This is a genomic window from Vineibacter terrae (assembly GCF_008039615.1).
Taxonomy (GTDB): Bacteria; Pseudomonadota; Alphaproteobacteria; order Reyranellales; family Reyranellaceae; genus Vineibacter; species Vineibacter terrae.
On sequence record NZ_VDUZ01000016.1, the window covers coordinates 101,134 to 111,968 of the forward strand.

Consider the following 10,835-nt stretch of genomic DNA (forward strand, 5'->3'; position numbering starts at 1 on the left):
TGTTCGCATATTTGCGCTGCCGGGCAGGGACGGGGCAAGATCCGGCGGGGCAACCGCTCACCGTGATCCCCAGCGTCAGTGTTCCCCCGCTGACGCCCGCCGCCCGCCGTGCTACCGAATCGCCATGTCTCGCAAGCCTTCCGCCGCGGCCAAGCCTGCCGCCGTTCCGCCGCCTGCCGCCGCTCACGCCGGCAGCGCGGCTGCCACCGCGCTTCCGGCGCCGAACGGCGGCAACAAGCCGCTGAAGCACCTGTGGCTGATCGACGGCTCGGGCTACATCTTCCGTGCCTTCCATGCGCTGCCGCCGATGAATCGCCCCGACGGCACGCCGATCAATGCCGTCTACGGCTTCTGCAACATGATCACCAAGTTCCTGCTGGAACGGCCGGAGATCGACCATATCGCCGTCATCCATGACTACGGCGAGCGCACCTTCCGCAACGAGATCTATCCCAAGTACAAGGCGCACCGTCCGGAGCTGCCGGAGGCGTTGGTGCCGCAGTTTCCCTTGCTGCGCGAAGCCAACCGGATGTTCGGCCTGCCCTGCGTCGAGATGCAGGGCTACGAGGCCGACGACCTGATCGCGACCTACGCCCGGCTGGCGGTGGCGGCGGATGCGGACGTCACGATCGTTTCGTCCGACAAGGACCTGATGCAGCTTGTCGGCGATCGGGTATCGATGTTCGACCCGATCAAGCTCATCAAGCTTGGCCCCGAAGCGGTCATGGACAAGTTCGGCGTGCCGCCCGAGAAGGTCGTGGACGTGCAGGCGCTGGCGGGCGACAGCACCGACAACGTGCCGGGCGTGCCCGGCATCGGCGTGAAGACCGCGGCCCAGCTCATCACCGAGTACGGCGATCTGGAAACGCTGCTGGCACGCGCCGGCGAGATCAAGCAGCCCAAGCGGCGCGAGGCGCTGCAGGTCAACGCCGAGCAGGCGCGCATCTCGCGCCGGCTGGTGCTGCTCAAGGATGACGTGCCGGTGACGGAGCAGCCGGATTCTTTCGACAAGAAGCTGCCCGACCTGCAGCAGCTCGTGCCTTGGCTGGAGCAGCAGGGCTTCCGCGCGCTGCTGGCCAAGTACCGCGCAATGCCGGGAGCGCCGCCGGCCGGGGAGGCGCCGCCGGCTTCTGCGACGGCAGCCGCCGCGGCACCGTCCCGCAGCGGCAGCGATGGCAGCGACGCGGCTGCCATCGACAGCGAAGATCCATTGGCCGCGGCCTACGCGATCGACGGCAAGGACGGCACGTGGCCGTCCGCGGCCGCGCTCGATTGGCGGCTGCCGCGCGAGAAGCCCTTCGCCGCGGCGGATTATGAGCTGGTGACCAGCCCGGACGGGCTCGACGGTTTCATCAGCGCCGCCCATGCCGCCGGCGTCGTGGCGGTGGCTTGCCATACCAATGCGCTTGCCGCCTCGGAAGGCCTCGTGGGCATCGCCATGGCGTTGCCGGATGGACCGATCGCCGATGTCGGCATCGGCCGTCGTCGTGCCGTCTACGTGCCGCTGGGCCATCGTCCGCCAGGCGCGGCCGCGGCGGCGCAGGGCGCCCTCGACCTGGGCGGCGACGTTGCCGGCGGCGATGCCGCGGCGGCGGGAGGCGGCGAGAAGGAGCTCGTCCCCGGCCAGCTGGCGGTCGCCGAGGTTCTGGCGCGGCTCAAGCCGCTGCTGGAGGATCCCGGCGTGCTGAAGGTCGGGCATAACATCAAGCACCATCTGACGGTGCTCGGCCGCTGCGGCATCAGCCTGGCGCCCGTGGATGATGCGATGCTGTTGTCCTTCGTGCTCGAAGGGGGCTTGCACGGACACGGCATGGATGAGCTGGCCGAGCATTTCCTGGGTGTCGCGACCCTCAAGCTCAGCGACCTCACGGGCACGGGCGCCAAGCGGATCACGTTCGACCGCGTGGCCGTGGAGAAGGCGCGCGACTACGCGGCGGAGGACGCCGATGCCGCCATGCAGCTGTGGCTGATGCTGAAGCCGCGGCTTGCTGCCGAGCGCATGGCGACGCTGTACGAGACCGTCGAAAGGCCCCTGATCTCGGTGCTGGCCGACATGGAAGGCGCTGGCGTGAAGATCGACGCGCCCGAGCTGATGCGGCTGAGCGCCGAGTTCGAGCGGCGCATGGCGGCCCTCGAGATCGAGCTGCACAAGTTGGCGGGGCGGCAATTCAACGTCGGCTCGCCCAAGCAGCTGGGCGAGATCCTGTTCGACGAGATGAAGCTGCCCGGTGGCAAGCGCAACAAGAGCGGGACCTGGAGCACCGACGCCTCCGTCCTGGAGGAGCTGGCCGAGCAAGGTCACGAGCTGCCGCGCAAGCTGCTGGAGCATCGCCAGCTCGCCAAGCTCAAGGGCACCTACACCGATGCCCTCGTTGCCGAGATCAACCCCAGGACGAAGCGGGTGCATACCTCCTATCAGATGACCGGCGCGTCGACCGGCCGGCTGGCATCGACCGATCCGAATCTGCAGAACATCCCGGTACGCACCGAGGATGGGCGCAAGATCCGCAGGGCGTTCATCGCCGAAGCCGGCCACAAGCTGCTGAGCGCCGACTACTCGCAAATCGAGCTGCGGCTGCTGGCGCATGTCGCCGATATCCCGTCGCTGAGGGAGGCTTTCGAGCGCGGCGACGACATCCACGCCATCACGGCGTCAGAAGTGTTCGGCATTCCGGCCAAGGGCATGGATCCCCTGGTGCGGCGGCGCGCCAAGGCGATCAATTTCGGCATCATCTACGGCATCTCGCCGTTCGGGCTGGCCGCTCAGCTCGGGATCCCGCAAGGCGAGGCGCGCACCTATATCGACACGTACTTCAAGCGCTATCCCGGCATCCGGGACTACATGGAGCGCACCAAGGCGTTCTGCCGCAAGGCCGGCTACGTCCAGACCCCGTTCGGGCGCAAGGTCCATCTGGCCTGGATCAACGACAAGAACCCGGCGCGCCGCAGCTTCCATGAGCGTGCCGCGATCAATGCGCCGCTGCAGGGTGGCGCTGCCGACATCATCAAGCGTGCCATGATCCGCCTGCCGTCGGCGCTGCAGGCCGCCTCGCTCGAGACGCGCATGCTGCTGCAGGTGCATGACGAGCTCGTCTTCGAAGCGCCTGACGCCGAGATCAAGCGGGCTTCCGCCGTGATCCAGGACACGATGCAGCGCGCCGCGCGTCTGTCCATTCCGCTGGTGGTCGAGATCGGCAGCGGCATGACATGGGCTGATGCGCACTGAACGGGTTCCGGAAGGAGTGATCGAATGCTGAAGATCTATGGGCGGGCCAACTCGATCAACGTCCAGAAGGCATTGTGGGCCGCTGACGAATGCGGCCTCGCCTACGAGCGCATCGATGTCGGTGGCGCGTTCGGTGGCAACGACCAGCCCTGGTACCGTGCGATGAACCCCAACGGCGTGGTGCCCACCATCGACGATGGCGGCTACACGCTGTGGGAGTCGAACTCGATCATCCGCTATTTCGCGGCGACGCATGCCGCCGGCACCCTGTGGCCCACCGATCCCAAGGCGCGCGGCAATGCCGAACGCTGGATGGACTGGCAGCTGACGGTGGTCCAGGGCGGCATGACCACGTTGTTCTGGGGGTGGATCCGCACGCCACCGGAGAAGCGTGACCTTGACGCCATGGAGAAGGCGCGGGTCGCCACTGCCGATCTCTGGTGCCGCTTGGACGGCCATCTGGCGGATAAGGCCTATGTCGCCGGCGACCGTTTCACCATGGGGGACATCCCGGCCGGGGCCATGGCCTACCGTTGGCTCAACCTGCCGTTCGAGCGCGCCGGCCTGCCGCCGACACCGCATCTGCGCGCCTGGTACGAGCGGCTGGCGACGCGCCCTGCGTACCAGAAGCACGTCATGGTCAAGATGACCTGAGGCCGCGCCGCTTCAAGGCTCCGCTTGGTCCGCGGATATGATAGAAATATGACAAGCAAGGTTGGCGGCGCAGCCATGAGGACGCTGACAGCGTTGCCCGCGTGCGATCGTTGCCATCCCTGGACCACATGGTTCGCCTGCTGCCCCATGAGATCGTCTTTGGCCTGTTCCTGGTGATCACCACGGTCCGGCTGCTGGTCGTGGCTGGCCCGGCGCACGAAGAGACGATGGTTTACATCGCCGCCGTCGTGGTCAACGCGCTCGCGATCTGGGCGCCGCAGCGTTGGCCCGAGCCCTGGGCGTGGCGGCTGCAGTTCGTCTTCTACATCATCGCGCTCAACGGTCTGTTCCTCCACATGCGCTGGGCGATCCCGCTGATCCACCCCGGCAAGTATGATGACCTGCTGATGGGCTGGGACCAGGCGCTGTTCGGCGGCAGCCCGAACCTGTGGTTCGCGCCGATGGCGACGCCGCTTCTGACCGAGGTGATGAGCATCGCCTACGCGGCGTTCATTCCCGGGCTGATGCTGACCCTGGTGCAGTATGCGATGTGCGACCTGCGCACGGCGCGGGCTTTCTACGGCGGCCTCTTCACGCTCTACGGCATCGGCTATCTCGGCTACACCCTGCTGCCGGCGGTCGGTCCCTATGTCGCCATGGCCCATCAGTTCGACGCGCCGCTGGACGGCTACTGGATCACCGATCTGCTGACCACGCTCTACCCGGTCGGCACCAATGGCTGCGATGCCTTTCCCAGCCTGCATGTGGCGGCGTCGGCCTATATCCTGCTGTTCGACCTCAAGCACCGGCGGCGATGGTTCTGCGCCTGCCTGGTCCCGTGCCTGGTGCTGTGGCTGTCGACCGTGTACCTGCGGTACCACTACGGCGTGGACGTCGTCGCCGGCTTCGCCCTGGCGGCGCTGGGACTGTGGGTGGCGGTCGAGGTCTGGCGGCGCGACAGCGCCTTGCGCGTCGGCATCCGCGCGATGGCGCGCATGGCAGAGTGAGCGGCAGCGTCGTGCGGACTTCGCGCCCTCAGGCGAGACGGTAGATTTTCGCCGGCTCGACCCGCCCGCGGATGGTCTGCACGCCGACAAAGGCCGGCGTGGTCTCCAGTGAGGTCGGATCCTGCAAGGCTGCCATCGTGTCGCCGCTGGTGAGCACGATGACATCGTCGCCGTCGGCCATATGTTCCTTCCCCAGCTGCTCGAGGCGCTGGGCCACGTTCACCGCGTCGCCGACGACGGTGTAGTTGATGCGCTCGGGCGCGCCGATATTGCCGACGACGACCGCCCCGGTGTGCAATCCCACGCGCACGCGCACCGGCGCCAGGCCTCGGGCGCGCCGCGCCGCGTTGTCCACGCGCAGCACGCGCGCGATCGCGAGCGCCGCGCGGCAGCCGGCGTCGGCATGGTCGGGCATCCTGCGGATGCCGCCCCACACCGCCATCACCGAATCGCCGATATACTTGTCGATCACGCCCTGCTCGCGCTCGATGACCGCGCCCAGCAGCGCAAAATGATGGTTGAGCAGCTCGGCCGTGCTGCGCTCATCCATGTTCTCGGCCTGCGGCGTGAAGCCGACGATGTCGGTGAACATCACGGTCACCGTGCGGCGCTTGGACAGCAGGCTCTCCTCGCCCTCCTCCATCAGGCGTGCCACCAGCCGGTGCGGCACGTAGAGGCCGAACCATTTCAGGGTGGCGCGGGCCTTCTCCATGGCCTCGGCCGCATCGTCGATCTCCTTGAGCGTGGAACGGGCGACCGGGCTGCCTTCGAAATCGAACCGTTCCAGAGCCTCCGCGGCTGCGCCCAGCCGGCGGATGGCGCGGGCCATGCGCACGCCCATCACGGCGGCCAGCGCCAGTGCCAGCAGCAGGGCGGCGGCGCCCGCCCAGACGCCTTCGCGCAGCCGCTCGATGTCGCGCGTCGCTTCCTCGAACGGAAAATACTGACCGATCAGCCAGGGCTCCGGCCCGTAGCTGTCGATCTGGCGGTAGACGAAGACCCAGAGGCGGCCGTCGACATCGACGATATGGCCGAGCTTGCCCAGCGCCCTGCCGAAGACGCGGTTCTGGACCGCCGGTTTCCAGATGGCAGCCAATACCGGATCGCCAACCTCGTTCAGGCGGGGCAGCGGTTGCGCTTCTGTGAGCGCCACATGGCGGGGCTCGGTCAGCGTGCGGTGCGCCAGCACCCGGTCGCGGCCCACCAGGATGAACGATTTGCCCTCGCCATCGATGTCCTGGCTCACGACCAGGCGCGACAGCTCGCCCATCGCCACCGTGGCGACCAGCCCGCCGACGAAGGTGCCGTCGCTGCGACGAACCGGGACCCGGACATTGATGACCGGCTGGCGCTGCCCCGCGAACCACAGCAGGTCGCCCCAGAAGGGGGCAGTCGCGGTCTGCATCTGATGGAAGCGCTCGGATGCGCCCGGGATCGACGTCAGCGGCACGCTGTCCCGCTTCAGCCCGCTTCCCGTTCGCTCGATCCGGTGCACTGTCTGATCCAGGGAGACGAATCCGGCCCCGGAAATCTGCGGCAGCCGTTCCATGGCGGTGGCCAGCGCGTCGATCTCCTGGTCCGGCACGGTGATGTCGAGCCTGCCGCGTGCGGCGAGCGAGGCGACAAACTGCAGTTGCGCCGACACGGGGTCGAGCCGGTCGCGCAGGAACTGCACCTGCGCCTCGACGGTGCGCCGATTGCGGTCGAGCATCAGGCGCTGGGTGCTTTCGGAAGCGCCCAGCACGGTGACCGCGAATGCAACGCCGGCGATGACTGCAACCGTCAGGAAGCCGGCGGCCAGCGCCGTGACGATCCGGACGCGCAGCCGCCGGATGCCCCGGCGCAACGTCGCGGCGCGGGACGCGTCGACGTCAGGCGTGACAGCAGGAGGGAAGGCAGGGCCGTCGGTTGCATCGACAGGTGCCAGGGCTGTCGTCGCGGGCGTATCGATTCGTGAGCCGGCCACTCGATTGCCCCTCCGCCAGCGCCAGAACGGACCGCAGCGCCGCTATTCACTCCGGCCCAATATAGGTACCGGAATGCGCCCTCGCCGTAGCACCGGGCGTCAAATCGACGTCAGCAGGCTGCCCTGCCGTGCTCCAGGGCGCTGCGCGACATTGACGCCCAGCCTTCCCTCGGGCCAGCTTGCGGCATGGCTGACAACTTGCCGCTCATCAACATCCACGCCACCTGCGTTGCCTTGTCAATCAGCGGCTGTTGGCGGGCGGCATTGCTGCGGGGGCCGTCGGGCGCCGGCAAATCCGACCTGGCTCTGCGCCTGATCGAAACCGGAGGGCGGCTGGTTGCCGATGACCGTACCGACCTCACGGTCGAGGGCGGGCGGCTGGTTGCCAGGCCGCCGGCGGCGCTCGCGGGACTGGTGGAAGCGCGCGGTGTCGGCGTGCTGCGCCTGCCGCCCGAGCATTTGCTGGCGGTGGCGCCGGTGATGCTGGCGATTGATCTCGTGGCGCCGGCAGAAGTCGAGCGCACGCCCGAGCCGAGGGTCGAGGCGATCCTCGGCATCCCTGTTCCGCTTCTTCGTCTGTCCGCGTTCGATGCGTCCGCTTCGATCAAAATTCGCCTTGCTCTTGGCGCATCACGCATCACATGATTCGGCGTGGCCCGATCTCGCACCGTGACACTACGTTCGTCGCCAGCGCGGGCTCGCCATCGGGCCGCGCCGCCCGCTGCCGACCGCAGATCCGTCCTGATGATCACCGGACTGTCCGGCGCCGGCCGTGCCACATGCCTGCGGGCGCTCGAAGATTCAGGCTACGTCGCCGTCGACAACCTGCCGTTGCCGATGGTCTCGGCCTTGTTCCGGCCCGCGCCGGGCGCGCCGGACGAGTCCTATCCCGTCGCCATCGGCATCGATGTGCGCACGCGCGGCTTCGACGCCGCACGCGTGCTGGCATGCGTGCATGAGCTGCGGCGACGGGACGATCTCGATGCGCGCCTGCTGTTTCTCGACTGCGACAACGACGTGCTGCTGCGGCGCTTCACCGAGACGCGTCGCAGCCATCCGCTGGCCCAGGACCGGCCGGTGCTCGACGGCATCACCGACGAACGGCGTCGCCTGGGCGGGCTGCGCGACCACGCCGACATGACCATCGACACCTCGCTGCTGGGCCCGCACGAGCTGAAGCGGCTGCTGCAGGGCCGCTTCGGGCAGGCCAGTCCGGGCCTGCTGGTGTCGATCATGTCTTTCTCATATCGCCGCGGTCTACCGCGCGAGGCAGATCTGGTATTTGATGCCAGGTTCCTACGCAATCCCTATTGGGATCCAGCGCTACGCAGCTTCAGCGGCCAGGATCCGCCCGTGCGGCGCTATGTCGCGCGTGATCCCGACTACACTGGTTTTGTCACGGGGCTGCAGAACTTGCTCGACAGCCTCTTGCCGCGCTTCGAAAGGGAGGGCAAGAGTTACCTGACCGTCGCGGTCGGCTGTACCGGGGGGCGCCATCGATCCGTGGTGGTGGCCGAACAGTTGGCCGATCGGCTCAGACGGCAGGGCAGGCCACTGGTGCTTACGCATCGTGACATCGACAGCACGCCGGCGGCTTCCGCCGCGGGGCAAGAAAGCGGAAAGAAGAGGTAGGCCGATGATCGGCATCGTGCTGGTGACGCACGGCAAGCTCGCGCGCGAATTCCTCGCTGCACTGGAGCATGTCGTGGGACCTCAGCGGCAGGCTGCCGCAGTCTGCATCGAGGCCGACGATGACATGGAGAAGCGCCGCGCCGAGATTCTGCAGCGCGTCGCGGAGTGCGACGAAGGCCAGGGCGTGGTGGTGCTGACGGACATGTTCGGCGGCACGCCGTCCAACCTCGCCATCTCGATCATGGATCGGGCCCGGGTCGAGGTGATCGCCGGTGTCAACCTGCCGATGTTGATCAAGCTGGCGAGCGTGCGTGTCGACCGGCCGATGGCGGAAACCGTCGCGGCCTGTCAGGATGCAGGCCGCAAGTACATTACCGTCGCGTCGCGCCTGCTGGCGAAGGACGCCAGCTAGCACCGGGACATCGCCCCATGGCCGACGCGGCACCGTTGACGCTGACCATCGCCAACAAGCGTGGCTTGCATGCCCGGGCCGCGGCGAAGTTTGTCCGCCTGGTCGCGCAGTACGATGCCGCGGTGAAGGTGACGCATGCCGGCCAGGAGGTGTCGGGCCTGTCGATCATGGGCCTGATGATGCTGTCGGCGGCGCTGGGCGCCCAGATCCAGGTCTCGGCCAGCGGCCGCCAGGCGCCGGAGGCGCTCGAGGCGATCGGCAAGCTCGTCGAGAGCCGCTTCGGCGAGGATTGACGCGGTATATGCGATCATAAGCATGCTTTTATATCGGCTGCGTTGTCGGGCGTTGGGGCCGCTGGTATAGGAGCGCTCCGTCCGGGACAGGGCATGTACGCGTCGCCCGGCCCGCTCGTCGCGATCGCCGCGGCTCCCCATCAGGTTGCACCGACAGGACTCCCCATGGCCAAGGACAAGCCCGACTACGTGGTCAAAGACATCGGTCTCGCAGACTGGGGCCGCAAGGAGATCGCCATCGCCGAGACCGAGATGCCGGGCCTCATGGCGATCCGCAGCGAGTACGGCAAGCAGCAGTCGCTGAAGGGCGCGCGCGTCGCCGGCTCGCTGCACATGACCATCCAGACCGCCGTCCTGATCGAGACGCTGAAGGCGCTCGGCGCCGATGTGCGTTGGGCGTCCTGCAACATCTATTCGACGCAGGACCACGCCGCCGCCGCCATCGCCAAGAGCGGCACGCCGGTGTTCGCCGTCAAAGGCGAGTCCCTGGTCGACTACTGGGAGTACACTCACCGCATCTTCGAGTGGGGCGACGGCGGCACGCCGAACATGATCCTCGACGACGGCGGCGATGCGACCTTGCTGATCCATCTCGGCATGCGCGCCGAGAAGGATCCGTCGGTGATCGCCAAGCCGACCAACGAGGAAGAAGAGGTGCTCTACGCGGCGATCGCCAAGCGCCTGAAGACGCAGCCGGGCTGGTACAGCCGCAATGGCGAGGCCATCCGCGGCGTCACCGAGGAGACCACGACCGGCGTGCATCGCCTCTACATCATGGAGAAGGAAGGCCGCCTGTTGTGGCCGGCGATCAACGTCAACGACTCGGTGACCAAGTCGAAGTTCGACAATCTCTACGGTTGCCGCGAATCGCTGGTCGACGGCATCCGCCGCGGCACCGACGTGATGATGGCCGGCAAGGTGGCGATGGTCGCGGGCTTCGGCGACGTCGGCAAGGGCTCGGCCGCCTCGCTGCGCAATGCCGGCTGCCGCGTGATGGTGTCTGAAGTCGATCCGATCTGCGCCCTGCAGGCGGCGATGGAAGGCTACGAAGTGACGACGATGGAAGATGCCGCGCCGCGCGCCGACATCTTCGTGACGGCGACCGGCAATGTCGACGTCATCACCGTCGAGCACATGCGGCAGATGAAGGACCGCGCCATCGTCTGCAACATCGGCCACTTCGACAGCGAGATCCAGGTTGCCGGCTTGCGCAACTACAAGTGGGAGAACGTCAAGCCGCAGGTCGACGAGATCGAGTTCCCCGACGGCAAGCGCATGATCCTGCTGTCCGAAGGTCGCTTGGTGAATCTCGGCAACGCCACCGGCCATCCCAGCTTCGTGATGTCGTCGTCCTTCTCCAATCAGACGCTGGCCCAGATCGAGCTGTGGGCCAACCCGGGCAAGTACCAGAAGAAGGTCTACACGCTGCCCAAGCACCTCGACGAGAAGGTCGCGGCGCTGCACCTCGAGAAGATCGGCGTCAAGCTCACCAAGCTGCGGCCGGACCAGGCCAGCTATATCGGCGTGCCCGAGAGCGGTCCGTTCAAGCCCGACCACTACCGGTACTGAGCCGCACCCCCTCTCCGCCGCTGCGCCGGCGGAGAGGGTATCCGCTTCCGGTCAGGACTCGCGGGATGCTAGAGAG

The 10,835-nt window shown here is 67.5% G+C and carries 9 protein-coding genes; 8 read left to right on the top strand and 1 reads right to left on the bottom strand.

Annotated features, from left to right (window positions below; genetic code table 11):
- Positions 1 to 124: 124 nt before the first annotated feature.
- The 3 genes from polA (at position 125) to FHP25_RS15765 (ending at position 4,887) form a co-directional block, all read left to right on the top strand.
- Complete coding sequence (polA, locus tag FHP25_RS15755; protein WP_147847900.1) at positions 125 to 3,226, top strand: DNA polymerase I; 3,102 nt, start codon at positions 125 to 127, stop codon at positions 3,224 to 3,226.
- A 24-nt stretch (positions 3,227 to 3,250) separates the two neighbouring features.
- Positions 3,251 to 3,880 carry a glutathione S-transferase family protein gene (locus tag FHP25_RS15760; protein ID WP_147847901.1) on the top strand — a complete coding sequence of 210 codons (630 nt, stop codon included), beginning with the start codon at positions 3,251 to 3,253 and terminating at the stop codon, positions 3,878 to 3,880.
- A 128-nt stretch (positions 3,881 to 4,008) separates the two neighbouring features.
- Positions 4,009 to 4,887 (top strand): phosphatase PAP2 family protein, encoded by an 879-nt coding sequence (locus FHP25_RS15765; protein ID WP_147847902.1) that lies wholly within the window; start codon positions 4,009 to 4,011, stop codon positions 4,885 to 4,887.
- Positions 4,888 to 4,915: 28 nt separating this feature from the next.
- On the opposite strand, the gene FHP25_RS15770 is transcribed toward FHP25_RS15765, so the two are convergent.
- A complete protein-coding gene (locus tag FHP25_RS15770; RefSeq protein WP_147847903.1) occupies positions 4,916 to 6,853 on the bottom strand; it encodes an adenylate/guanylate cyclase domain-containing protein in 1,938 nt (645 codons plus the stop codon).
- 186 nt (positions 6,854 to 7,039) lie between these two features.
- Here FHP25_RS15770 and FHP25_RS15775 point away from each other — a divergent pair, with 186 nt between their 5' ends.
- The 5 genes from FHP25_RS15775 (at position 7,040) to ahcY (ending at position 10,759) form a co-directional block, all read left to right on the top strand.
- On the top strand, positions 7,040 to 7,498 hold the full coding sequence (locus FHP25_RS15775) for an HPr kinase/phosphorylase (RefSeq protein WP_147847904.1): 459 nt from the start codon (positions 7,040 to 7,042) through the stop codon (positions 7,496 to 7,498).
- A 99-nt stretch (positions 7,499 to 7,597) separates the two neighbouring features.
- Positions 7,598 to 8,485, top strand: coding sequence for an RNase adapter RapZ (gene rapZ / locus FHP25_RS15780; protein WP_147847905.1), 888 nt, complete (start codon positions 7,598 to 7,600; stop codon positions 8,483 to 8,485).
- Between the two features lie 4 nt (positions 8,486 to 8,489).
- Positions 8,490 to 8,897: a PTS sugar transporter subunit IIA gene (locus tag FHP25_RS15785; RefSeq protein WP_147847906.1), complete on the top strand. Its 408-nt coding sequence runs from the start codon at positions 8,490 to 8,492 to the stop codon at positions 8,895 to 8,897.
- 17 nt (positions 8,898 to 8,914) lie between these two features.
- Positions 8,915 to 9,190, top strand: coding sequence for an HPr family phosphocarrier protein (locus FHP25_RS15790; protein ID WP_147847907.1), 276 nt, complete (start codon positions 8,915 to 8,917; stop codon positions 9,188 to 9,190).
- A gap of 165 nt (positions 9,191 to 9,355) precedes the next feature.
- A complete protein-coding gene (ahcY, locus tag FHP25_RS15795) occupies positions 9,356 to 10,759 on the top strand; it encodes an adenosylhomocysteinase (RefSeq protein WP_147847908.1) in 1,404 nt (467 codons plus the stop codon).
- The last annotated feature ends 76 nt before the right edge of the window (positions 10,760 to 10,835 follow it).